This is a genomic window from Mycoplasma zalophidermidis, from assembly GCF_018913985.1.
In the GTDB taxonomy this organism is placed as follows: Bacteria; Bacillota_I; Bacilli_A; order Mycoplasmatales; family Metamycoplasmataceae; genus Mycoplasmopsis; species Mycoplasmopsis zalophidermidis.
In genome coordinates this window covers 25,245-52,181 of sequence record NZ_JAHMHK010000001.1, presented here as the reverse complement: position 1 = coordinate 52,181, position 26,937 = coordinate 25,245, and the positions used below count along the sequence as shown (strand labels likewise).

Here is a 26,937-nt window from a genome sequence, read left to right as displayed (position 1 = left end):
TTGTTTTTCTATTTATTTGGAAAATTAATTGTATATTTTATGATTAGTAGTTGTATAATGATTTAGTTCAAGGATATTCCTTGTTATTTTTTTCTTTCCAAAAAAGAATAAAATTGTTCTTCAGCTTGAATTCAGGAGGTGTTATGAAAAAAAGACTGTTACTGATTAGTCCAATACTGATTGCTTCTATTGCCGGTGTTGCTATGAATATAAATGACTCAATAGATAAAAACTTACACAAAAATAGTAACCTAACCTACGTTGCTGATAGTGGCGTAGTTAATGATATTAACAATGTACAAGCAAGTGATTGAATGTCGCAAATACCTGATAATAAAAGCTTTTTTTCTTTAAGTATTCCGGGTACGCATGACTCATCGATGTACAATGGATACGGTATTTCATATGCTTTTGGTTGACAATATGCATTGACTCAATATTACAATTTCCATGACCAATTAAAAATCGGAATTCGTGCGTTTGATTTAAGAATGCAAAATGATGGAAAATTGGTTCATGGTCCAGTTAATTCAAATCAAGTATTTAGAGATGCAATTCGTGACTTTGCCAGTTTTTTAGATAAACATCCAACTGAATTTATTGTAGCCAGAGTAAAAGACGAATACTTCAATGTGGATAAACAATGACAAGCACAGGGCGCAAATAAAATTTATAATGATGTTCTTGATGAATTTAAGAAGTATTTATACAATCCAGATGGTAAATCGTTTTGAGAACTTTCAAAAGAAGGGTTTAATGTTGATAAATTTAGAGGTAAAATCGTAATATTGAACCATTGGCATCATAAAGTTAATACTAATCCAAGAGGTGGATTTATGTATAAATTTATTGCCTCTGAACAAACTATTCAAGATAATTATAATGGTATAAATTCTATAGACGAAAAAGTTAAATATATTACCCAAGCGATGGAAAATGCAAACAAACGTAGTAATCTAGATGCAACATTACATGTAAATTTTATGTCTATGGCGAGTGGATGAAGACCATTTTCATCTTCTCAACAAGTCAATCCTGCCGTCAATAAGTGATTAAATAAACATAATGACTTAGGTACCCTTGGTATTGTTTATATGGACTATCCAGGTCCTGCATTAATTCAGTCGGTATATCGTACAAATTTTAATTATAAAGATGATTATATAAATAATGGTGGATTAGGCCCTTTGATGAATAAAATTTCAGCTAAAAGTGTTTTTGAAGGCGATAATAAAATTATAATAGATACATCAGATAATCCATCTTGCTATAAAAACGCAATATTTGAGATAATAGTCGATGAGCACACAATTAAAAAAATAACTGTTCCAAAAGAATTCAATTCAAATGAATTGATTATTGATTTAGGTTCTAACTTTCATTTTAATTTAGCCAACAAATTAAAAATTGTTACATATAAATTAACTCCAAATGATGGTTGATATAACCCGAAAAAATATAACGAAAATGAGTTATCAATTAAAATTTTAAGAGATGATTTATTACATGAAAAACTAGATTTAGTTGCCGAAATTAAATCTATTCAGAGATATTATGAACAAGAATATCCTCAAATCTACAATTATATTGATGAAAAATTCATAAAAAAAATTCAAAGTTTAAAAAGAACACAAACTAATGCGAGATTAGAATTTGATGATATTAATTCTAAATGACATTCAATATCTAAACTAATGGAAATACTTATTGATGATTTGGCCAATTTTTCTGATAGCCAAATTGAACTTAAAATAGATAATTTAAGTTCAATATTTAATGAACAAAATGCAAGCAAAATAAGAAACTTTACGAATGAAATTAGAACGAAATTGAAGAATATTTTTGATACCGAAAATGATAAAGTGATTACATCTAGTCAACTGGTTGATTTTTCGAATAAATTAAAAAAATATAGATGAATAAGTAAATATTTACCAGCAATCATAAATGACTTTGAATCATTGAATTTATTAAAAATAAAATCAGACTTTGAAAATAATTATCAGGATTATAATTTTGCAAAATCATATTGAATAGAGAAGTTAACCAATGGAATAGAGAAGCCAAATAAAATATTTAATGAATTAATAAGTAATGATAATTCAAATAATACAATGATTTTAGCTAGAAACTTGAGCAATCAGATGTATAACTATTTAAGTTCATTAATATCACAAGTAAAAAAAATAAATAAAACTTTATCCGTGTATAATCAATATTTTAAAGGTGAAAATGAAGTTCTTCTGCCTCATTTTATGAATGAGATAAAGGAAAAAATTATTGACGATTCTTTCAACCCGGATTTAATTATTAATCAATCTGAATCTTTTAAAATCCAATTAAATTTGCTAAAAAAACTAATTAGAGATTCTGATAATTTTAAGAAGAAAAATTATTTTAACTTAAACTCACCCGATAAAAGATCTTATTCGAAACTCATTGAGGAAACTAATAATGTGATAAATGATAATAATCTAAAGGTATTGAATTCACAATTCATAAAGGAAAAAATATCGGCTTTAAATGAAATCGAGTTGTCTATTTCTAATTCAACAAAAATTTATAATAAAGTTTTAAATACTTTCAACGATTCCCAATCAATTATTGCCGGCCACAGAAAAATTTTGAAAGAAAAATTAGATTCTTTAGAAATTTATACTGATTTAAGTACTAAGGAAATTAATAAAGAAATTAACTCATTAATTTTGGTTGATTATGCCAAAAAAATAAAATCATTAAAAAATTTGAATTTACACCAATCAAGAGAGTTATTGCGTCAAATTTCTGATACTTTAAATGAAAAAGAAATTAAAAGCATTTTTTTGAATTTTCAAACTCTAGATTATAAAATGAATGAGTTAACTATTCAAAAAGACAAATTTAATAACCTTGATACTATTAAAGGTTTTGGGTATTTGGATTCAACTGAACAAAAAGAACTTAAAAACTTGCTATCAACAATTAATTCTGAAATGACACATTTTATAGAATCTGACAAAATTGATGATTACATCAAAAAATTAAGTAAATATAACAATATTTTCAATATTGATACAATGTTCATGGATTTTAACAATTTGATTACAAAATCATCAAAATTGTACGAATTTGAAAAACAAATTTTCAAAAAGAACCTATCCTTAGTAAGAAAATTCAAGGAATTCAAGGAATTAAAAACAAATTTTGATTTAGAAGCAGATGTTAATAGACCATTAAGCGACGAAAAAACATTTAAAAGTTTTTCAAAAACTCAGTTTAAAAAGGTTATCAATGAACTTAAAGGGTCATTATCGAAAGAATCATATACTCAGATTAAAAACAATTACTTAGGCTTATTAGATTCTATTAATATCGCAAAAAGATTAATCAAACAACACGAAAACATATATAGTCAAAGTGAATATATCAGTAATTATGAAAAAAGTAAAACCGAATTTAAAGAAAAATTTGATTCTTTAAATAATTCAATAATAAATTCCACCGATCCTGAATTACTGAACGATGAAATTACAAAATTTAGACTTTCAATTATTGATTTAATTGAAAGTTCTAAAAAATTTAAAAATGAAAAACAAAAAGAAAAAGTGTTTAATAATTATTTACTTACTCTTGATGAATTTTCAAGTTTAACAAAACACGAGAATCCGGGAAACATTCTAAATCAAACATTTAAAGAAATCATTGAAAAAGTAAGGAATAACAAAATTGAATTAAGTGCCAGTTTACAAGATATTGTTCAAGCAACTTCTGAGCTAAATAAGTTAATAAATCAATATATATTAATAATTGATGAATTGGTTAATACCTACAAAGAAAAAAATAAAGTATTCAATAATTTTGTTCAAGAATTCTCTTTTGCAATTCCCGAAAATAAACATAATCAACTTCCAAGTAAAATAAGAAGTGATGATTTAATTAAATTGAATAACAATGAAAGTTTTATAGTTACTAATTTAAGTCTTACACCTGACGATGTTAATGGTACATTATCTATTGATTATATTATTAAGTCCAACGATTTTACTGTTTCGAAATCACAATTAATAAACGATTTTATTAATATCAATAAGTTTAATTACTTAAAAGAGGTTTCGACTAAAAAACAAGCATTAAATGATGAAATAGCCAAAGCTAACGAACTCATTAAATCTATGGATAAACCGATTTACTCAGCAATAATTAATGAGTTGAATTTAGCTATAAAAAAATATAGTAATGTAGATATTAATAATTTATTATGATACGATAATGCAATCGACTCCATTAATAAAACTATTGAAAAATCAATTTCAAATAAAATTGATATAGAAACAAAAGTACGTAATAAAAATCTCAATGACGCAGCAGAATTGATTAACAAAATTAATGGTTATTTGAATCTTGTCAATCGCTATGCTTTTGATGAATTTATTGCTAATGTGAGTTTATTTATCAAAGAAATGAAAACTTATAAATTAATTTTAAGTAATATTAATTTAGATTCAACGCCGATAGACGAAATTAAAAAAAGGTCGCTTAATTCATTTCAAGACATATCAAAAGCCGGTGATATGTTTATATCAAATAAGTTTAGCGATTTATTATCGAGAGTGAAGTTTGAGGTTCCATCCGAATTATTATTAAAAGATATAAATATTGGAGATATAAATATAATAAATGGTAAAGAATTAAATATTTCAATTAAATCAATTAATAAAAACATTGAAAACAAAAGTATTAATATTTTTTATGATGCTTCATATAAAAATTTAACAGAGCAAAAAAATTATTTAATTTCGAATATAAGGGTTAATAATAATGCGAATAAGATTATAGATGTTATTGACGAAAACAATTCAAATGATAAAACCAATTCAATAGTTCAAACCAAACATGAGAATGATGTCAATAAAAACAAAATTGAGGCAAAAATACCTTTAAAGGCCTACAGCGCCATAAAAACAAAAAAAATAATTGATAACTCTATCAGAAATAGCACAAATAATAATTTAAAAGAAATTAAGCAAATACCAGCAAAACAGATTAAAAATTCCAATAAACAAATCAGTCATTCCGAGTATCGTATAAATAATGACGATAAACTAAACAAAAAAATAAAAAATAATTTTAATAAGAATTATTTATATTTGATATTTATACCAGTTTTAGGAGTTTTAATTATCATTACTATTTTGATTACTAAAAAGTGTAAGAAAAAAAATAAGTAATATTATGATTTGTTTTCTAAAATTCAGATATTAAAAAAACAAAAAAATATTTTGAAATATTATAAAAAATAGTACTATATTAATAGTGGTTATAGCGCAAGGGATCACCTGATACCATTCCGAACTCAGTAGTTAAGCCTTGTAGTGCCGACGATACCAGAGATGGGAAAATAGGGAGCTGCTATTTTTTTTATGCTTTTTTAGCTAAATTGATAGTTGCTCCATTATTTTGCATTTGTTTATAATAATTTATAATAGATAGAATGAAAAACACAAGTAAACCTACATATTTCATTGACCTTGATGGAACATTATTTGACCAACATGGCATTACGAGAATCTCTTATCGCAATCAAAGCGCTATTTTAATTATGCAGAATTTTGCTAATGTTGTTTTTTCAACTGGTCGTTCTTATACAGATATGCGAGTTCAACAAGCAATGAAACAATTGTCAATTGATGATATTATTTGTTCCTCAGGTGCAGAAGTTTATATTGACCGTAAATTAGCTACTTATATCAATATTAGAGATAAAGCTGTTAATAATATTGTCAATTACGCTACTAAGCGCAAAGTCGTTTTTGTTGTTTATGATTCAAACGGGGAACACTTATATGTGCAAAACAAACTTCAACATTGTTTAGGCAATTTGTTTTTTAAAAAATGAATGAATACAATATCAATTAATAAAGATTTTGACATTAGCAAACATAGAAATATCACTAAAATTGCGTTTGTTTTGAAAAGTTTTTTTAAAACGAAACGCATCATAAAAGAAATTCAAGAACTTTACCCGGATCAAGTTAATGCTTATGCTGCTAACCGAAACTTTATTGTTGAAATAACAGACATATCAACTAACAAAGCTATTGCAACAGTAGAGTACTGTAAATTAAAGGGAATTGATTTATCTGATGCTGTGCATATTGGAGATTCAATGTCCGATGCATGTCTTAAAGGTTACGTTGGAAAATTGGTAGCTATGGGTAATGCAACTAGTCAATTGAAAGCTCTGGCTGATGAAGTGGCTCCAAAACATAAAAATGGTGGATTATATAAATATTTTATTCATCATAAAAGAAAACAAAAATAGGCTTATGCCTATTGTTTTATTATAGTTTATTTACAACTAATTAGACAAATTTTGTTCTTGATGAATTATTTCTAATATTATATAAAATAATAAAAATATCAAGCACATTTACGTTGCGCTTGATATTTAATTTACAAGACTAGGCGAATCATTTATAAACAATTCTTTTTTATCTGAATCTATTGAAATTTAAATCTGTTCTAGTTAATTATTTGAAATCAGTAACAAGGGATATCAAAAGTTTTTTTCTTTTGCACGCATTTAATTCAAAAGTAACATTGATTTTAGCTAATTCTTTTTTATTTCTTTGATTTTGATTGTTTGTTTTTCTTCGGTAATTCTTTTTTTTGAATTGAACGACTCTAACTTCTGCGGTTTTGACATTTATGGTTTCTTTACAATTACTTAATTTATAAGTAATTGTAATTTTGTTTGTGTTTACTTCCTTTTCAGCAACAAAATCTTAATGTCTACTTATCTAGTAGATTACTCTAAAATTAGATTGACCTAAATCGTTAGCAGTTAATTCATCAAAATGTTTTATTTTAATAAATTCTTTAGGTGGAAATATGGCTGTTTTATTCGAAAAGTCAGTTTTTTCGCTCGGCTTGACTGGTTTATCTGGAACAACCGGTGTATCTAGTTTTTTTTCTTTGTTAATAGATTGATGTAATCAATAATAATGAATAATCAAGTTAAATTATATGTTATGTATTGCTAAAATAAGTGGCTTGACCAGAAGAAAATTATCAATTTTGTGTACATTTTCATCTTTTAATAAACATACAGTTTAGGTGTCAAAAAATAACACTTGCACTAGTGTTATTTTTTAATTTCGCTAAAACATAATATTCAAAACTAATAATGCACTAGTTACTAGGAACCTAGCAAAACTATAAACATTTACAAGCATTCAAAAAACATCGAATTTTTCTAATCAATTGTAAATTCCAATTGGCCATATTTTGTCACTACTATCAATTGAGAATTTTTGTATTGTATAAGTCAAGCTTGTTATGAATAATAAAAGGAATAAGTTAAATCAAATCGTGAACAAGCAAAGAAAAACTATTGAGTTATTTTTCATGATTTTAGATAAATATTTTTATGTATATGAATAAGTGCGAGTGAATTGAATATTATAAAAAAAGAAGGTATTAATCCGTATATAGTAAACATTGATATTTCTAAAATTAAATATGTATCCATTTTTTATCCTAAATTGTCTTTCATGATAATATTTGCATTACTACTATATATTATTCATTTAAATCCTGAGAATAGGTGAATAAATAACTTATTCAATTAATATTGAGTGTTATTAGGCAAATTATTTTAATTAAATATTATTCAATAAAAATAACACTTTTTCAAGTGTTAAATTTTGTGTGTTATATTAAGCGAATTGTGATTTATATAACGAGGCGTATTTTCCCTGTTGAGCAAGTAATTGTTCGTGTGTACCTTGTTCTACAATGTAGCCATCTTCAACATAAAGAATCAAGTCAGCATTTTTAATTGTGCTTAAACGGTGCGCAATTACAATGCTTGTTTTATTTTTCATAATAGTATTAGATAAAGCATCCTGAATTATTTTTTCAGTGTTAGAGTCAATATTTGATGTGGCTTCATCCAAAATTAATATTTTTTTATCGCCTAGTACTGCCCTTGCAATGGCTAGCAGTTGTTTTTCGCCTTTAGAAAGCAACATATCGTTATCTTGTAATTGAGTATCGTAACCTTTTTCAAGACGTAAAATAGTTTGGTGGGCCGAGACAATATCAGAGGCATCGTAGACTTGTTGTTGGGAAGCGTCTTTGTTGCCAATTAAAATATTGTTGTAAACACTATCCTTAAACATAAATGAATCTTGTAAGACAACAGCCATGGCGTTTGTTAGGCTGGTTTTTGTAATATTTTTTAATTCGATGTCGTCAATTGTAATTGAACCTTTTTCGTAATCATAAAATTTACTTAATAAGTTGATAACAGTAGTTTTCCCAGCACCGGTTGCACCAACCAAAGCTATACTTTGGCCAGGTAATGCTTGGAAGGACGCGTCTTTTAGATGCCATTCATCTTTAGAGGTGTTGTATCTAAACCAAACATGGTCAAATTTAATGTGACCTTTGACATTGGTTAAATCAACTTGATTTGATAATTCTTTAGGCGGTTCTAAATTAACTAATTGATTAACTCTTTCGGAAGAAACTATCCCATTTTGCGAAGCGAATATTGTGTTAGTAATTGTTTGTAATGCGCCAGTAATATTGAAGACTAAACCAACATAAGCAACTATAAATCCTGCATCAGGACCGTTTGGATGAGGCATCAATGCTCACAGCGGCAGATTATAATTTTTGAACACTAATGCTAAGACCGCACACGCTAAGACGACAATGTTGGTTGACATGATAAATCACGGGTTAGCAATTTGTCCATATAAGTCAGCAACTAATGCGTTTTTATAGATGTGATTAGCAATTTTTTTAAATTTTTCAGTCGATTCTTTTTGACGACCAAAGGTTTTGGTAATTTTCATATTCTTAACACTTTCTTCAACAAATGCGTTTAAATCGCCAAAACCATCTCAAACCGCTTCAATTCTTGGGCGTGCTTTATGTATCATCACAGCAGCAACTGAGAATAATATCACGGTAATAACACCTGTAATTAATGAAATTGTGAAGCTATATAGAAACATCATAATTGCCGTGATTACTAGGTGAGTTATATTTGAAAGCACTTGGTTTAAAATTTGACTTAAAGACACTGAAATGTTATTAACGTCGTTAACCAAAGTGGAAATAAGGTCTCCAGTTTTTTTCTTATCATAATAAGAAACAGGCATTTTAAGTAATTTATCCATTGCAATTTTACGCATATTTTTAGCAGTAGCATAACCACAAATGATATAAATTCTAAATTCTACAAATCTAAATACTGCATAAGTTAAGAACGATAAACTCATTAATGATACCATTAAATTAAAGTAGTTATGATTGAACTTTGTCGGGTTTTGGAATGCTTCGGGTGTAAAGACATGTGAAACTATCAAACCCGTAATAACGGTACCTGCAATATAAGCAATAGAATTAATCAAAGTAGTTAAAAATCCCAAATATAATAATCATCTCGATTTTCCAGAATATTTATTAACTAACTTAATAATGCCGAGGGTTGAACCAAGTTTACGTTTTAATTTCATTTAACCTCCTTTATTGTTCCAATTGATTTTGATGAATTTGTTTATAGAAGGGACAATTTTTGACTAAGTGCTCGTGGCTACCTTGGTCAATAATGTGACCCGAATCCATTACAGCGATTTTATCGCAATTTTTTAACGCCCCAATTTTCTGAGAAATTAGAATAGTGCTACAGTCATAATTTTTAATAATATTATTAATTACTGTTTTAGTTGTAATGTTGTCTAGCGCACTCGTTGAATCGTCTAGGATTAAAATCTTAGGTTTACGTAAAAGTGTTCTAGCAATTGAAATTCTTTGTTTTTGACCGCCTGAAAGATTTGTGGCGCCTTGTGTAACTGGGTGATTTAGATTATCATCAAATTTATACACAAAATCGTAAGCACAAGCATTTTTTAGGGCTAGATTTATTTCTTCGTCAGTTGCATCAGGTTTGGCTCATAGCATATTTGATTTAATAGTTCCTGAATATAGCATTGGGTCCTGATAAACTATGCCGACAGTGTCTAATAATTGTTTAGTGTTGATTTGGTTAACCTCGTGACCACCAATAGTTATAGATCCTTCGTTGTATACATAATTATTCAATAGCAACGAGACAAGAGTTGATTTTCCTGAGGCGAATAACCCAATAATTCCTAGTGAAGATTTGAACGGAACGTTTAGATTAATATCAGTTAAGGCGTAGTTTGGATTATCTTGATAGTATTTAAAATTTAAATTTTTAATATTTAAATCATAATTTAGATTATTTTTGTTAGAAATATCAGAAATTCTAATTCCGTTTTCAACATACAATTTATCTGCTTTGGCATTAAATATTTCCATTAATCTACCAGCTGATACCCTAGCTTTAAAACCGAAAATAATAAATACAGTTAATAAGATAATTCCAAAACCAATCGTTCATAAGTATTCAATAAAAATATTCATATTAACTAAGTCAGTAGCTGTCGCCACATGTTCTAGCGTTTGGTGTCTTATTACCATGAATATTCCAATTACAACAAAATTAATTAATGTATAGAACACTGGGTGAAGAATTGAAATTATTGAATTGAATTTAACACTTAATTTGTATCATGTTTCATTAGAACCGGAGAATTGTTTACTTCTTTTATTTTCAAGATTGTATGTTTTTATAGTGCGAGATCCCTTAATGTTTTCATCGATATTTTTTGTGACATACTCTAGATTTTTTTGCGTTTTTTTAATTAGAGGACTAGTTATTTTACCTATTATTGTTATTAGAATAAGTAGACCAGGAATAACGGGTGTGATAACTAAAGCCATTGTTGTATTAACCATAAAGGCCATAATTATCCCGCCTACAATCATCATAAAACCACGAATCATCGTACTAAAACCAACAACTAAAAAGTCCCAAAAGACAGCAACATCATTTGAAATTTTCGTCATAATCGATTCTGGTTTTAAATCGGAAATGTTTTTTAAACTCAAACTATTAATCTTGTCATATAGTTTCATTCTATAAAAATATGAGCATTGTTCCGCAGCATATACAAATATAGCCGTAAACGCAAATGTTAATAGTGCAGTGATTGCGGTTTGAATCGCAATCATTATTATTAATCAATCTCTAACCTCATTTCGAGGTTTATCTTTAAACAAGGTAATTTTTCCACTCAATAATTCAATCGTTTGTAATTCTTTATCATCAAAAATTAATCTTATGAATTGAGATATAAAATTTGGTAAAAGCAAACTAACAATAACAGCAACAAAAGCTATTATTGCCCCTGAAATAAATGTGAATTTAATTTTTTTTGGTAGCATTTTTAACATTTTAATCATATAACCTCCTTTGTCTTATTACATTGTAATATGTGTTTATTCGGAAATTTTGAATATTTTTTTACCTAGTTTTATATATTCTTCAACTAATTCTTCAAAGTATTTGAAACCTATTTGATAAAACTCTTCACTTTTTAAATCTACACCAATGTTAGCTAATATATTTAATGGATAATCACTTCCACCTGCTGATAAAAAATTATTGGTGTAAGATTGCAGGAATTTTTCACCATCATTTTTATATTTAGTATAGAAAAAGTTCGCTACCAATTGTCCGATTGCGTATTTATAAACATAAAAACCGTAGTAATAATGAGGAACTATAACAGAACCCATTTGATCCTTCTTGTCAAATTTATGTTTTTTTGTTGAATATCTCAATGAATTTTCATAATAAATTTTTGCTATTGATTCATAACTTGGACCAACTTCACCTTTTTCAATTGCAGAATATAAATTATATTCGTAATTAGCCCACAGCGTTTGTCTGTGTACGGTTCCGACAAAACCATCAATCATACTTTGTACAATTTTGAACTTAAATAAATCGTTTTTAGAAGTTTTTAATAAGTGGTCATATAGCATCAATTCATTGAAAATTGAGGCTATTTCAGCTAAAAATATAGGGTAATCAGAATTGTTTATATCATTATTTTTGTCGCTGAAGTACGAATGCATTGAGTGACCCAATTCATGAGCTAATGTTTCTACAGAACCTAAATCTCCATCAAAATTCATCAATATATACTTTTTATCTAATCCATATGTGGAACCGATAGAATATGCTCCGGATACTTTGTTGTCTATAGTCATAAAATCGATTCAGTTTTCGTCGTATGCTTTTTGAATCATAGATGAATATTCTTTTCCAAAAGGCTTTAATGCCTCAAAAACAGTTTGTTTCATTTCTTCAACTGTGTAGTTGGACTTAACATTGACTAATTCCCTAAATGAGTCATATTTTGGGCGGAATTTTTCATTGAATTTAGCTTCATAAAACTTTTTGAATCATTTGTTCTTTTTAGAAATAACATTCTTTAGTCCGCTGACCCTTTTAAAAAGCGATTGTAATAATTCGTCGTCAACTTTATCTTCCTTTGTTAACATATAAACTGAATTTTTGTAACCTCTGATTTTAGCTTCTGTTGCAATTGTATTGAATTGTTGGAATAGAAGATTGGCTAATGAATCTTTATGTCTATATAAGGCGTTTTGTCAATTAATAGCAGTATTTTTTCTTAAAACCGAATCGTTTGATTTTAAATATTGTAGCCTCGCTGCAGGACTTAATTTGTGTTTTTTTCCTTTAGAATCAAGTGGGAATCCATAGTCCATTTCAGCATCAGTTATTAAGTCAAAAACTCCTTCAAAAGATGGTGAAGATTTTTCTTTTTTAATAATATATTCTTCAACTGAATCATCTAATTTATGTTCATATTCTTCAATTATTTCAACTAAAGACTTTTTGTGTGCTTTAAGTCTTTCGTCATTGATTCAAAATTTTATTTTATCGATGTTTTTATAGAATCTCACAGTTTCTGAACCCATTTTTTGCGCAATTTCATGGTTAATCAAATCTCATTTGTTACTCAATTCAGTGAAATAACTATTAGTTAGCTCTCTATTTGAATTATTTGATATGTAATTGTGAATTTTGTTGGTTAATATTCCAACCTCCTCACGATTGTTCAAATTTTCAATAAAAGCTTCTATATTGTCGTATTTCGAATCCTTAGTTTCAATGAAATATTCCATTAATTCAGTATATTTTTCAAATAGTTGTTCAATAGTTTTTCCCTCTAGCAAACTATCAAGGTCAAAGCAATATTTTTTGTCTACTTCTTTTAAATTTTTGTATTGTTTCATAATTACCTCTAAATATTAATATGTTATTTATAATAATTCATTATATTACAATATTTAGGTAATGTATCTGGAATGTGTATTATAGTTCAGTGCATTAAAATGTTATTTTTATTAGCTACATTGAATAATCAGTGAAATAGTAAAAAAAGATTTAAAAATAATAACGAAATAAGATTTTATTTTTGATGGAATTAGCATAAAAAAAATAATATGTTTTTATTTATAAAAAAATTAAGTTATATATAATAAGCAATATTATGAAAGATTCAATTAAGACAGGTACTAAGTATATATTACAGAATTTTTCAAGTGAGTTTTGCACCTCACTTAGTTTTTCGCATGCCGAGTATTTCGAAGACTTGTTTGATTTAGCTTCCAATAGTTACTAGTTGAGTTGCCTGGCTCACTAGTATTTACACATAACTATTTAGGAGGATTTATGAATAAAACACAAAACACTCGAAATGTTATTGAATTAAAAGAAGTTGTTAAAGAATTCGGTGACAAAGTAGTTTTAGAAAATATTAACTTAAAAATTAAAAAAGGTGAGTTTGTTACCTTGTTAGGACCATCAGGTTCAGGAAAAACAACGATTTTGAGACTTATTGCTGGTTTCGAAAGAGCGACTCGTGGTGAAATCAAATTTAATGATAGAGATATTAAAGATTTACCACCGCACAAAAGAGATTTATCAACCATTTTCCAAGATTACGCTCTTTTCCCGCATTTAAATGTTGAAGGTAACATTAAATATGGTTTGTCTCTAAAAAGAATTCCTAAAGATACCATTAACCCAAAACACGAAACTTTATTAGAACAAAAAATTAAAGTATGAGATAAAAAAGCTAAACAAGAAATGGCTAAACTAGATTCATTACAAAAGAAATATGAATCAGAAATGCAAAATTTGAAAACTAACTCTCTTCCTTATAAAAGAAGAAGAAAATGATTAGACCGTTCAGACTTCAACTATTCATATTGAGAAAATTATGTTGATATGAAAAAAGAAAACTTCGAAAAAGTATACTTAACAAGAAAAATTTCAAAAGAAGAAATGAATGCAGAAGTTGCTAAAATTGTTGAACTAGTTGGACTAAAAGGTTCAGAGACTAAAGCAATTAATGAACTATCTGGTGGTATGAAACAACGTGTTGCTCTTGCTAGATCATTAGTTATTGAACCAACTATTTTGCTTTTAGATGAACCGCTAAGTGCACTAGACGCTAAAATTAGAGAAAAAATGCAAAAACTTTTAAGAAGTCTACAACAAAGCTTAGGAATTACATTTATTTTTGTAACTCACGACCAAGATGAAGCATTAGAACTATCAGACCGTATAGCAATCATGAGAGATGGTGTTATTGAACAATATGACACTCCAAAGCAAATTTATGACTATCCAGTTAATAAATGAGTTGCAAACTTTGTTGGTGATTCAAATATTTATAGTGCAAAATTCAACAAAGATGCTACAGTAACATTCATGGATAAAACATTTAAAACTGTTCATGATGAAGATGAATTTGAACCAAATTCACAAGTAGATGTTTTAATTAGACCAGAAGACGTTGACATTATGTACGCTGACGAAACAAGGAAAAAAACGGGTATTATTGGCAAAATCGAAGAAATGTCGTATCGTGGCAGTTATTACTATTTAAAAGTAGTTTTCAAAAACGGTTACCATATTTTTGTAGAAACTGCAAAGAAATTTGAACAAGGAGCAAAAGTTTCAATTAGTTGAACAATTGACTCAATTCATATCATGGCAAAAGATCCTAAGTGAGATTACTCAAAAGATGAATTCTAAATTAGGTACAAAATTAGCTTTAAATAAGCGCTTATTGATGCTTTTGCCTTATATAGCAATTGCAATATTTTTGATAATTTTGCCAGTTATTTTAATCATTGTCCAAGCTTTTACTCCTAGAGAAAATTTTGACAATGCGCAGTTAGTTAAAGAATTTAATACTTGAAAAATTATTGGGCGTAGTTTAAAAATTGGTGTTATATCAGCAATTCTTTGCCTACTAATTGGTTTTCCTTATGCGTATTTTACTGCTACATCAAGAAGCAAAATATTGCCAATATACGCAATGAGTTTAATTCTTTCACCAATGATTATTTTTACAATAGCAAAAATTTATGCAATTAGAGGATTTTTCTTAAGCATGTTTGATGAAGATGTTTTAAACGCTGAATGATTTATGATTTTAGCTTTAACTTATTTAAACTTACCTTACATGATAATGCCTCTTTATTCAGTTTTTCGAGATATGCCTAAAAATATTATAGAAGCGAGCGGAGATTTAGGTTATAACAAAATAAAAACACTATTTAAGGTTGTTATTCCTTATAGTTTTAAAGCAATATTAAGTGGTCTAAGCTTAATTTTCCTAGCTTCTGCAACAACATTTGTTATTAGCGATAAATTATTATCTAACCCAGCTCAATTACAAACGGTAGGATCCTTAATTAATCAATATTCAGATGCATCAAACGCATTTGAATTATCTGCAGGTTCAGTACTAGTATTAGTTGTAAGTGCAATTTTTATTGGTTGCTATGGAATAATTAATTTCTTACCACGGGCAATTATTAAATTAGCGAAAAGAGGTAAACATGTCTAAATTTACTGAATTTCTAAAGAAAAGTTATATTTATATAATTTTGGCATTAACATATATCCCGTTATGTTTTGCAGCAATTTTTAGTTTTAACAAACCTAGTGATAAAGGTTATTTATCATCAAAATGAAATACATTTAGCGCCGAGTCGTGAACAACATTTTTTGATGGTGGTCGAGATGTTGCGTTAATTAACTCGGTAATTATTGCAATTTTTACAGCAGTTTTGGTTATTTCGATTTCGTTAGTTACTGTTTTTGCATTATGAAGACAAAAGAATAAAAACTACGAAAGAGTAATTAAATCAGTTAACAACATACCTTTGATTAACCCTGATAACATCACAGCAATTGGTTTGGTACTTGTATTCTCGTTCTTTTTTGGAACACTATCTGTAGCTAAAGAAGGTTTATTAAGAGGGATTGTTGGTCATACAGTTATGGCGTTGCCATACGGCATTAGTTTAATGTATCCAAGAAGTGAAAAATTTGAACGTTCTCTTTTTGAAGCGAGTCAGGATTTAGGTTATTCTAAATTTAAAGCTTGATTTAAAACGTATTTTATTTACATGATTCCATCAATAATTTTTGTTGGATTGGTGGCCGCCTTTCTTTCATTTGATGATTTTATAATTTTAAAAACAACTACCAACACTTCAACGTTAGGTACAAAACTTTATGAAGGTAACTTCAGAGGTTGGGGTCTTGTTGTTGGAGCGTCCGTTCTTACTTTAACATTAATTGGAAATGCTATTTATATTGCACATAAAGTTCGCAAAAATAAACTTAAAAAAATAGCACCGAAAGGCAACAATGAAAACTAAGACAATATCATTAATTAAAAAAATAAGTTTGGGTGTAGCAGCATCGGCGGTAGGCGCGGTTATGATTGCTGGTGTAACATATAAATTTAAAAAACCATTTAAACCTACATTTTACAACTATAAATCGTACATGTCAGATGATGCGGTTGCGATTATTAGCGAAAAATATGATTTTAAAGAATTTGAAACACTAAATGAATTCACGAAAGCAATTTTAACAAAAAAAGCCTTAGGTGGGATCGGTTCGGATGCACAAGCCGTTCAGTTAATCAGACGTAATAAATTAAAAGAAATTGATTATTTAAAACTATTTGCTGATCAAACTCCTACGTGAGCTTTAAATAAAAGTTTTGACCAATATAAATTAAGTAATGAGTATCGCGAATTCCAAAAAAGTTTATATACTGACCAAGTTTGGCAACATTTGACATCATATGATAAAACATTGGAAACTGATTTTAACGGTAAGGATTGAAAAGATGGAGTAAAACGTCATTTGTACGATTATTTTATTCCTTATTTCAGTCAGGACATGGTTGTTGCTTATAATCCAACAAAAGTTAATAATAATTTAAGGAATTTCGACCTATCAACATCCGAAGGTCGTAAAAAACTTTATGAAACAGACCAAAAAATTCTTAATTCATTATACAGCTCCGGATTTAATAAAGATAAGAGTAATGATAAAAAAGAAACGAGATTTATTGATGTTTTAAAAGCTTTAAAAGCTAATGGTTACAATCGTTGAGAAATTACTGATGCTGTTAGAGATAATATGATTTATGGCTCTGCCTACGAATATGATAATGAAAAAGAATACTTTGACAGTAATATTTCAGGTAATGCAAGCACAGTTGATGCTCCTGATTTATATAAAAATTTAATTGATAATTTTTCAAAATTAATTCAAGATGGTACTGGATATTCTTTAACGGATTCTAACGTTCAGTTGTTAGGTGATGGCCAGTTGCTTTTAACAAATTTAATTAACGACCAGTCTAATATTCAAGCTGGAATTATCTATAACGGTGATGCAACAGATGCTTATTTTTCAACCGATAATATTGAAACAGTTGCCGATGGAACAATTAGATTTATTAGACCAAAATCAAACTTATTACTAGTTGATGGTTTAGTGATAGCACAAAGTGATTTGGTAGACGAAAAAACCTACGACCAGCTTCTTGACACGGCGAAGAAATCTTTTTTAGGTGGTTTAAATCAGCTTGATTGATCAACACTACCAACTGAAACAGTTGAAAAATTTAGTGCTTGAACAAACTTTGACTATGTTTCTTATACCCCTGCATTTAAAGCGCAATATAATTACGCACTGGAAAATAAGTTTTCAGACCTAGATGAATATGAACAATTTTATGCTAAACAATTGTATGAAATTAAGGATAATTACGATATTAAAGATCCAGTAACAAATAAAGTATTATATTCATACAATGTTGTACATAAAGCTATTGTTCCAACGGACCAAAAAACACAAACTAATCTGACAACTTACTGAAACCAAAAAACTAAGAAGTAATCAAAAACAAACACATTGAGTGTTTGTTTTTTTCTTAAAGTGCACAATTTTCCGTGCACATGTAAAATATATTCTATTTTTGTTTGTTTGTTACTGTTGAATCATTTTTAATTTTAGTTGTTGATGTTTGTTTTTCTTTCTTGTCAGAAAGAATTTTTTTAGGAACGTATATTTTGTATTCTTCTGCCCTAGCATCTTTATCATTTAGTAAATCAATTTTACTTTTAACAGATTCAAGTATCTTAATGTCTTCTGCTCTAGGGCTTTCTACTGTAATTTTGTTCAATTCATCAATAATTTCTTGTCTTGGTTTTGGCAATGTGCTTTCTTCAGCCTTGAATCCAGGTAATTTTATAAATTCTATTTTGATTGTAATATTTTTATCAGATGTAATAGCTATACCAATATTTTTGTAATTACCTTTCTTTTCAGAATTGCTAGCATATCCTGATACTTGCGGGTTTAAATAAAAATCAACGTTGTAATTTTTTGGAATTTCTCCATCAGTAAGTTTTATAACTATTTGTTTTTTATAAGTCTCAAAATTAGGTTTAAAATCCTTCAATGATATTTGGTCTACACCTGTCATTTCTAAAGAAACAGTATTTCGATTATACTTTTTTTCTAGATTTTGTTTTTCAATTTCTTCAGCTTCTTTAATGGGATCAATTTTTGAATTATCTTCAGTTTTATCTTGATTGTTACTATTGCATGCCGCTGCACAAAATGGTAAAGCAGTTAAACCAATAATAGGAATTCCTAGTTTAATAATTTTTTTCATATATCCTCCAATTTATTTACCTGTAAATTTTATTATTTTTCATGTGTTTAAAGAAAAATCAGTGGTAATTACCATACCAATAAGCTAATCTAACTTATATTTCCGGAATTTTGACTTATTTTGATATAAAAAACCAAAACACATTAATTTCAAGTGTTTTGGTAAATTGATAATTATTGATGTTTTAATTCTTTTGCTTTTTCTGCGTTAAACGTTTTAACAAACTCAGTGGCTAAATCAATTGCTGCCTGAATGTCAACTAATGAACACACACCGATTGGAGAGTGTAAATAACGTTGTGGTAATGAAAATGTAATAGCTGGAACCCCACCTTTACCATATTGAAGTGATGTAGCGTCATTACCGCCCCCTTCAGATATGTATTTATAAGCTGGAATATTATGTTTACGGGCTAACGACATTAGCATTTCTGTTAATTTAGGATTTGTTAGTAAACCGCCATCTTTAACAAGTAAAGCAACACCGTCACCTAATTTAGTTCCACCTTTGATGCAACCTGTTGTATCATGGCTTGCACATGTATCGATTGCAATCGCAACATCAGCGTCAATAATTGAGGTTGCAGTTTTAGCACCTCTTAAACCTACTTCTTCTTGAACTGTGCCTACAATGTAGGTTTTATTAGGTAGTTTTAAGTCTTTAATGTTATTTGCTAAAAAGTCAATAACTGTAACACCGGCTCTATTGTCCATTGCTTTACCGGCAATTAAATTATTAGGCATATCTATAGCTTCGCCTGACATGTAAACTCTATCACCTGCTTCAATTCCAAAATCTAACGCTTCTTGTTTTGAATTAAAACCACAGTCGATATAAAGTTCTTTGTTAGTTGGAACCTTTGAAATTTTTTCACTTTCCAAAATGTGAATTGAAGTATGTCCGAAAACTCCATAAATTATTTTGTTATCTTTGTTTGTAACTAATTTACATTTTGTTCCTATTACAGTAGCGGGTCAAATTCCACCAACTGGTGAAACTAACATATTACCGTTTTCTTCTATACTTCTAACAAAGTATCCAACTTCATCCATGTGAGCAGCAATCATAATTACTGGTGCATTTGGATCTGTTTGTTTATTAGAAATAATCAAAGAACCAAAACCATCTCTTGTGTATTCAAGATTGTTAGATTGCGTGTTATTTTTTAAAGCTTGTGCAACAGGTTCTTCATATCTACTCATGGCTTCTATTTCCATGTATTCTTTAAGACGAGTCGCTAATTTGGTATATTTACTCATATTTATTTCCCCTTTTGAATATTTATTATTTATAATGATAATTCTTTTTTGTTTAAACATAATATAAAACACAAATAATAATATAAAATTAAATTATTAGCCAAGGAGGTGTTTATGGCCAAGAAAACGAAGAAACCAGTACTTAATGTACAAGAAATCAAATTACGAATGCAAAATGCCGCTACCTCCAGTACTAGTGCTTTATACAAAGAATTTAATTCTTCGCCAAAAGGTTTGAAAGATGATAAAGCAATTGAAGTAAATCTTGAGAAATTTGGTTCAAATAAATTGGATAAAAAATCTTCGAATACGTTATGACACAAAATTGTGCAATCGTTTTTAAACCCATTTTCAATAATTTTAATTGTATTAGCCTTAATATCAATGGTAACTGATATTATAATTCCACTCCATCAAGGAGATTCAGCTGAACCGGCCACTATGGTTATTATTCTTTCAATGGTAATTTTAAGTGGAATTTTACACTTAGTTGAGGAAGTAAGATCTAGCGCATCATCTGAAAAACTGGTTAAGATGATTTCAACTACAGCAAGAGTTGAAAGAAATGGAGTTTTTTACGAGATTCCTTTAGAAGAAATTGTTGCGGGAGATATAGTTATTTTAGCAGCTGGTGACATTATTCCGGCGGACGTTAGAATATTGTCGGCAAAAGACTTGTTTGTTTCTCAATCATCGCTTACTGGCGAGTCGCATTCCATTGAAAAACTAGCTAATTTGGTAGAAGGATATGATTATGAAAATCTAGTTGATTATCATAATTTAGCTTTTATGGGTTCTAATGTCATATCTGGTTCTGCCCGTGCGATAGTTGTTGCGACCGGTAACCAAACATATATTGGTCAAGTTGTTCAAAAAATTAACGAAAAACCAGTTAAAACTGATTTTGAAAAAGGTATTAAATCTATTTCGTGATTATTAATTAAAATAATGCTAATTGTTGTACCAGTTGTTCTTCTTATTATTGGCGTCAAAGGACAGATTAAAGGCGATAGCAGTAAGTGACTTGATGCACTATTATTCGCTATTTCAGTTGTTGTTGGTTTAACTCCCGAGATGTTGCCAATGATAGTTACTTCGACATTGGCAAAGGGTGCTGTCACAATGTCGAAAAAGAAAACAATTATAAAAAGTTTAAATTCAATTCAAAACTTTGGAGCAATGGATGTGTTTTGTACAGATAAGACTGGTACTCTAACGCTAGACCAGATTGTTCTTGAACGTCATCTTGATGTTTTAGGGAAGGATAATAATCGTGTATTACGTTATGGCTTCTTAAACTCATATTATCAAACTGGTTTAAAAAACCTACTTGACTTGTCAATTATAGGTAAGACTGATGAACTTAGTGCGATAGATGAACAATTACGTTCATTGGAAAGTGAATACACAAAAATAGACGAAATACCATTTGACTTCGAAAGAAAAAGAATGTCAGTAATCGTCAAGGATAGCAATCAAAAGGCGCAAGTTATCACAAAAGGCGCTGTTGAAGAAATGATTTCGATTTGTTCTCATATTGAAATAAAGGGCAAAATCGAGGTTCTTAACGACCGGATTATTAAAAAAGTATTATCCAATGTTGATGATTTAAACGATAAAGGTATGAGGGTTATTGCTGTAGCTCGCAAAGATGTTGATATTAGTTCTGTGGGAAGTTTTGCCGTAAAAGATGAAGCAGAAATGATTCTAATTGGTTACTTAGCATTTTTAGATCCGCCAAAAGAGTCGACAGCAAGTGCTGTCAAAAACCTACACGATCATGGTGTTGAAGTTAAAATCTTAACAGGTGATAATGCTCGTGTAACTAGAGCAATATGTCAGCAAGTTGGTATTCCGAGTGAAAAAGTTATACTTGGTAAAGATATTGAAGGACTTACTAATGATGAACTTAAAGATATCGTTGAACATTATAATATTTTCGCTAAACTTTCGCCCGATCAAAAAGCTTTAATAATTACAGCCTTAAGAGATAAAGGACATGTTGTGGGTTATATGGGAGATGGTATTAATGATGCCCCAGCAATGAAAAAAGCAGATGTTTCAATCTCCGTAGATACTGCAGTTGATATTGCCAAAGAAAGTGCTAATATTATCTTGCTTGAAAAAGATTTAAATGTTTTAGCAACTGGAATTATAGAAGGTCGTAAAACATACGCAAACATGAACAAATACATTAAAATGACTGTTGCAAGTAATTTTGGAAACATAATAAGTATTTTATTTGCTGCTTTAGTGTTGCCTTTCGTTCCTATGATGGCTGTACAAATTCTATTTTTAAACTTAGTATATGACATCTCATGCGGAGCTATTCCTTGAGATAACGTTGATAAAGATTTATTGAGAAAACCAAGAAAATGAAACCCAAAATCTATTGCTCGATTTATGCTTTGATTTGGTCCTGTTTCATCTATGGTTGATATTTTGGCATTCGTATTATTAAGATTTGTTTTTATACCTTATTTATATCCTTCATTAAGCGTGGATGACGAACAGTTTATGATGTTATTCCAAACAGGCTGATTCATAATTTCAATGTGAACCCAATCATTGGTAATACATTTTATAAGAACTGAAAAAGTTGCGTTTATTCAATCTCGTCCAGCCCTGCCTTTATTGTGTTTTTCAATAATTGGTTCAATACTAATCACTGTTTGTCCTTATATCCCATGATTAAATACGGCACTTAAAGTACAAGCGTTAAACCCTTGATTCTATGCATTACTAGTAGGTTCAATATTATTGTATGTATTATTGACTTTAATTGTAAAACGTATTTACATTAAAAAATATAAAGAATTATTATAAAAATAGGATACTTGGTTATCCTATTTTTATAATATGGGCGTTTTTCATGCGTTGCGTAAAATTAATTTAGTTTCACTAAATCTACTTTAACAGAAGTATATTCTTTCAATTTTTTATCATAATTAATTGAATTAGTATCAAGTTTATACATAGCATTTCTGAATTCTCGGTCATGATTTTTATGAAAATGATGTGTAAGTTCATGTACCACAACTGCGTTAATAAAATCTATTCCCAGTCCAATCAAAGTTAAATTGTATTTAATTTCTGCAGGTTCGCGTAAGGATTTTTTATATCGTCCTCAAATACTTGTAAGAGGTTGAATTTTAAAAGGTATATGATCAATAGCTAAAAGTTTTTCATATGAAGTTTGTATTTTTGTAATTATTAATCTTAAATTTGCACTTAGTATTGCAATCATTTTTTTGTATCTAATCTCTCTATTTACTCGAGCATTATTTTTTAGTCAAAAATGTGCAATATTTTTGGATTTATCAAGAAATAGTTGCTCAGTAATTGAATTATTGAAGTGAAATAAAACATTATATTCATTACCAAAAATATAAATTGAATTATTGTTTAGATCAGCACTGATTATGTTGCATTTTTGTTTAATAAGTTGTGCCTTGGAAAGTATTTTATCAATCAATGTACCATCAAGAATGGCTTGGCCCTCAGTTAGTTTTTTTGTATCATTGCTAAATTTGCTTAATATTTTCGGTTTAACCAAGATAATGTTATTTGCGTAAATATAAGATGTCGTAACATAATTAGTCATATTTCGTGAATCTAAGCTATAAGTAGAAAAAAACTTATATTTTTCAGGGTGTAATTTGATATCAATCAATTTATTTTCAAGCACTATTTTTTCCTTTATTTCATTTTTTAATATCTTTAAGTGAAACAACTTTATGTTCTTTAATCGCTGTAAATATGTCGTCAACTTTATTTTTTGAAATATTAGGCATTTCTTTCAATTCTTCATCTAATTCATGTAAAACATTCTCGAAATTATCTTCATTAGCTACAACCGATCACGCACCTTGATGAGTAATGTTGCATTCAGAACCGTTTGGTAAAATTAGCAGTGAAAGAACAGGAAATTTAAAACCGCACATTTTATAAAAATGTTCAATATGTTTGAAATTTTGAATTAATGGATTGGTAAATCGAGTAGTATTACCGTTATTTATAACACTTATTAATTTATCGCTGGCTTGGCCTGTAAGTTCACCGATGATGTATTTTATTTCGACAATAATTAAAAACTTATTTGTCATTAAAAATCCATCAATTTCAAAGAAATTTTCACCAGCATATTTAAATTTTTCGCCTTTAATGAATTTATAATTTGAATTTTTACAATAAGAAGCTAAACGTCGTGTAATTTGGTCTTCAAAAGCAAAACCGGCTGTATCTTTTCTACTTGTTTTTATAACATTTCTAATGTAGAGTGCTAAAATTAAAATAATTAAAAATGACATACTAATTATTCCGCTAATTATTCCGATTTTCATTTCACTTGAAATTTTACTTATATTTGTATTTGTTTGCATATAATTATTATATTTAATTTGAATTTTATCTTCAATATATTATGAAAAAGATTAATTTTAATAATTTATCATTTAGTAATTTTCTTTTACTGATAATACTCAAATATATATTTGTTAATGAGTTAATATAGTGGTATTATTGGTGTTATAATTTAATAAAGTTTAGGGGGAAATATTATGAAATCATTAAAAATTTTATCAGTGACCGGAACCGTGAATAAAGATTCGTTATCACAAAAAATCAATAATGAAATGATTAAAAAGTTAATGGAAAAGCATCAAAATTCATTTTTGACAAGACTCGATACTACTAATTCTGAATTTGTTAGATTTGTTTTAAACGCAGAAGAATTTAATGATTTTTTTAAAAATGTTGATTCAGATCAATGAATTAACATTTTGCACGATACAGACGTTTTGGTTCTATCAACACCAATGGTGAATTTTTCATATTCGGCAGGAATTAAGAATTTTATAGACGCTATAGCCGTAGCTAACAAAACATTTTCTTACAAATATAGCAAAAAAGGTGGATCGGTTGGTTTATTAGACAAATTAAAAGTTATTTTAATTGGAACCCAAGGTGCTCCAGTTGGCTGATATCCTTTTGCTGCTTTCTTAGATAACTTAAAAGGTATTTTTGAATTCTTAGGAGCTAAATCTGTTGACACATTATTAGTCGATGGAAACAAAGTTGCACCAAGAAGTGAAATGACTCATGAAGAAATCATAGAAGAAATAAATCCTAAATTACTATCTATAATTGATAAATTTTAATGTCAATAATTTGACTAAAACGAGTTAAATTGAATTCATTACGCTTTTTTTAAAAAAACAATTGTTGCTATTAAAAGATGAAAACACCAATTGGTGTTTTTTCTTATTTTAAGTATTTTCTCATTAATGCTTCGTTAACAACGAAAAATTTATAAATGCTGTCTAAGACTTTGTTAACATGTTTGTATAATTCTAACTCTTCACCAAAAAAGTCTTTTGTGATTTCTACGGCTTCATTAATCACGATTTTTGCACCCAAAATAAAGAACTCATAAGCCGCATTCAATAATATAGCTCTAATTAGTGGGCTTTCTTCATCTCATGATTTTTCAATCAAAAACTTTTCGATGATTTTCTTTAAATATTCTCTATTTAGTGATATTTTTTCAACTTGTTTAAATTGCTCGGTGGTAAATTCATCATAGTGTTCAAAAACATTTTTTAGATCATAAACACCCAATAACTCGCATGAATATAATGCATTAATTATTTCTATTCTATTTATTCTTCGTGATTTCATGATTTTATTTTATACTAATTTAAAATTTAATATATAAAAATACTCAAATTGAGTATTAATAACGATTTTTCTTATAGTTAATTAGATATTTTTCTTTTAATATTGATGCTACTACAAAAATTGGGGTCAATACTGAGATATAAATTGGTATTACAAATAAATCTTTAATAACAATTTTGACAAACAAGATAATAAAGTCAGTTCCGTAATGTTTTAATTTAGAATTTTCGTTTGCGTGATGAATGTAATTAAATCATTCTATGTAAGACACGGGACCTAAAACCCATCTAAATATTACTGAAACAAATATTATTAATGAGGTTACCATCATGTAATAATTTCATTTATCGTTTTTTGTAACAAAATACAATGTTGTGAAAACTATCGAGATTAAGATAGAAGCAATACCGAGCACAATTATCATAATCATGATTAATGTTTTAGAAGCGGCGATTTTTTTAGTTAACGGAAAAGTACCATCTTCGTTGCAATGCGATAAATAAATATAAACAGTTAAAATGAATGCGGTAATAGTCAATGCAAACGACACTATAAAACGTGTGTATTTGGTTTTTTGGAACATTATTAAATATAATCAAGAAACAATTGAAATCAAAGGCGGAACAATTGCATAAAGTCAGAATCACGTACCAATACTGCCTGTAAGAAGCATTAATAAAGTATCGCCAATAATAGCTAGAACCCCACCTTTAAAAGGACCTAATAATAAGCCATAGAATATATATAAAATAAATTCAAGTTGAACTGGAATAACTCTTAAAATTGTGAATTTAGCAGTTAAAATCATTAAACAGTGAATGCTTAATAATATTGATGCAGTAACCAGCTCCATAATATTAACTTTAAAAATGTTTTTAATAAATTCTGAACTGGTATATATTTTTGATTTATTAGCAATAATATTATTTTCCATTTAGCCCCCCTCAAGATAGTATTATAACCACAAAACCAATTTAATGCTAATAATGAGTAAAATTTACTAATATTATTGATATTATATTGAATAAGGTAAAACTAAT

At 28.3% G+C, this 26,937-nt stretch carries 18 protein-coding genes and 1 rRNA gene; 9 read left to right on the top strand and 10 right to left on the bottom strand.

Annotated features, from left to right (window positions below):
• Positions 1-143 precede the first annotated feature (143 nt).
• From KQ878_RS00150 to KQ878_RS00140, 3 genes are all read left to right on the top strand, one after another.
• Positions 144-5,207 (top strand): hypothetical protein, encoded by a 5,064-nt coding sequence (locus KQ878_RS00150; RefSeq protein ID WP_216567706.1) that lies wholly within the window; start codon positions 144-146, stop codon positions 5,205-5,207.
• Positions 5,208-5,288: 81 nt separating this feature from the next.
• Positions 5,289-5,394, top strand: a 5S ribosomal RNA gene (rrf, locus tag KQ878_RS00145).
• A 76-nt stretch (positions 5,395-5,470) separates the two neighbouring features.
• Positions 5,471-6,301, top strand: coding sequence for an HAD hydrolase family protein (locus KQ878_RS00140; RefSeq protein WP_216505706.1), 831 nt, complete (start codon positions 5,471-5,473; stop codon positions 6,299-6,301).
• Between the two features lie 478 nt (positions 6,302-6,779).
• Here the strand turns inward: KQ878_RS00140 and KQ878_RS00135 are convergent, their stop codons facing one another.
• The 4 genes from KQ878_RS00135 to KQ878_RS00120 form a co-directional block, all read right to left on the bottom strand.
• Complete coding sequence (locus KQ878_RS00135) at positions 6,780-6,995, bottom strand: hypothetical protein (protein WP_216505707.1); 216 nt, start codon at positions 6,993-6,995, stop codon at positions 6,780-6,782.
• Positions 6,996-7,697: 702 nt separating this feature from the next.
• A complete protein-coding gene (locus KQ878_RS04275) occupies positions 7,698-9,509 on the bottom strand; it encodes an ABC transporter ATP-binding protein (RefSeq protein WP_216567705.1) in 1,812 nt (603 codons plus the stop codon).
• A 10-nt stretch (positions 9,510-9,519) separates the two neighbouring features.
• The gene (locus KQ878_RS00125) at positions 9,520-11,322 is read right to left on the bottom strand and encodes an ABC transporter ATP-binding protein (protein ID WP_216505709.1); all 1,803 of its coding nucleotides are present in this window, start codon (positions 11,320-11,322) and stop codon (positions 9,520-9,522) included.
• A gap of 36 nt (positions 11,323-11,358) precedes the next feature.
• Positions 11,359-13,188, bottom strand: coding sequence for a M3 family oligoendopeptidase (locus KQ878_RS00120; protein WP_216567704.1), 1,830 nt, complete (start codon positions 13,186-13,188; stop codon positions 11,359-11,361).
• Between the two features lie 439 nt (positions 13,189-13,627).
• On the opposite strand from KQ878_RS00120, the gene KQ878_RS00115 reads away from it, so the two are divergent.
• Genes KQ878_RS00115 through KQ878_RS00100 form a run of 4 tightly spaced genes read left to right on the top strand, consistent with a single transcriptional unit; the run spans position 13,628 to position 18,178 of the window.
• On the top strand, positions 13,628-14,998 hold the full coding sequence (locus tag KQ878_RS00115; RefSeq protein WP_216505711.1) for an ABC transporter ATP-binding protein: 1,371 nt from the start codon (positions 13,628-13,630) through the stop codon (positions 14,996-14,998).
• Positions 14,988-15,818, top strand: coding sequence for an ABC transporter permease (locus KQ878_RS00110; RefSeq protein ID WP_216505712.1), 831 nt, complete (start codon positions 14,988-14,990; stop codon positions 15,816-15,818). Before KQ878_RS00115 ends, KQ878_RS00110 begins: the two co-directional genes overlap by 11 nt.
• On the top strand, positions 15,811-16,638 hold the full coding sequence (locus tag KQ878_RS00105) for an ABC transporter permease (RefSeq protein ID WP_216505713.1): 828 nt from the start codon (positions 15,811-15,813) through the stop codon (positions 16,636-16,638). The genes KQ878_RS00110 and KQ878_RS00105 overlap by 8 nt, the downstream gene beginning before the upstream one ends.
• The gene (locus KQ878_RS00100; RefSeq protein WP_216505714.1) at positions 16,628-18,178 is read left to right on the top strand and encodes a type 2 periplasmic-binding domain-containing protein; all 1,551 of its coding nucleotides are present in this window, start codon (positions 16,628-16,630) and stop codon (positions 18,176-18,178) included. Before KQ878_RS00105 ends, KQ878_RS00100 begins: the two co-directional genes overlap by 11 nt.
• A gap of 73 nt (positions 18,179-18,251) precedes the next feature.
• Here KQ878_RS00100 and KQ878_RS00095 read toward each other — a convergent pair whose 3' ends face one another.
• Both KQ878_RS00095 and KQ878_RS00090 read right to left on the bottom strand, forming a co-directional pair.
• Positions 18,252-18,959, bottom strand: a complete 708-nt coding sequence (locus tag KQ878_RS00095) for a hypothetical protein (protein ID WP_216505715.1) — start codon at positions 18,957-18,959, stop codon at positions 18,252-18,254.
• A gap of 173 nt (positions 18,960-19,132) precedes the next feature.
• A complete protein-coding gene (locus tag KQ878_RS00090) occupies positions 19,133-20,218 on the bottom strand; it encodes a M42 family metallopeptidase (protein ID WP_216505716.1) in 1,086 nt (361 codons plus the stop codon).
• Between the two features lie 114 nt (positions 20,219-20,332).
• Between KQ878_RS00090 and mgtA the strand changes: the two genes are divergently transcribed.
• Entirely contained in the window at positions 20,333-23,044 is a 2,712-nt protein-coding gene (gene mgtA, locus KQ878_RS00085; protein ID WP_216567703.1) for a magnesium-translocating P-type ATPase, read from the top strand.
• Positions 23,045-23,105: 61 nt separating this feature from the next.
• On the opposite strand, the gene KQ878_RS00080 is transcribed toward mgtA, so the two are convergent.
• Together KQ878_RS00080 and KQ878_RS00075 are read right to left on the bottom strand one after the other, a co-directional pair.
• Positions 23,106-23,906, bottom strand: a complete 801-nt coding sequence (locus KQ878_RS00080; protein ID WP_216505718.1) for a YgjP-like metallopeptidase domain-containing protein — start codon at positions 23,904-23,906, stop codon at positions 23,106-23,108.
• Positions 23,893-24,600 (bottom strand): nuclease-related domain-containing protein, encoded by a 708-nt coding sequence (locus tag KQ878_RS00075; RefSeq protein ID WP_216505719.1) that lies wholly within the window; start codon positions 24,598-24,600, stop codon positions 23,893-23,895. The genes KQ878_RS00080 and KQ878_RS00075 overlap by 14 nt, the downstream gene beginning before the upstream one ends.
• 177 nt (positions 24,601-24,777) lie before the next feature.
• On the opposite strand from KQ878_RS00075, the gene KQ878_RS00070 reads away from it, so the two are divergent.
• Complete coding sequence (locus KQ878_RS00070) at positions 24,778-25,377, top strand: FMN-dependent NADH-azoreductase (protein ID WP_216567702.1); 600 nt, start codon at positions 24,778-24,780, stop codon at positions 25,375-25,377.
• Positions 25,378-25,480: 103 nt separating this feature from the next.
• Here KQ878_RS00070 and KQ878_RS00065 read toward each other — a convergent pair whose 3' ends face one another.
• Both KQ878_RS00065 and KQ878_RS00060 read right to left on the bottom strand, forming a co-directional pair.
• Entirely contained in the window at positions 25,481-25,897 is a 417-nt protein-coding gene (locus KQ878_RS00065) for a transcription antitermination factor NusB (RefSeq protein WP_216505721.1), read from the bottom strand.
• Between the two features lie 55 nt (positions 25,898-25,952).
• Complete coding sequence (locus KQ878_RS00060; RefSeq protein WP_216567701.1) at positions 25,953-26,831, bottom strand: ECF transporter S component; 879 nt, start codon at positions 26,829-26,831, stop codon at positions 25,953-25,955.
• Between the last annotated feature and the right edge of the window lie 106 nt (positions 26,832-26,937).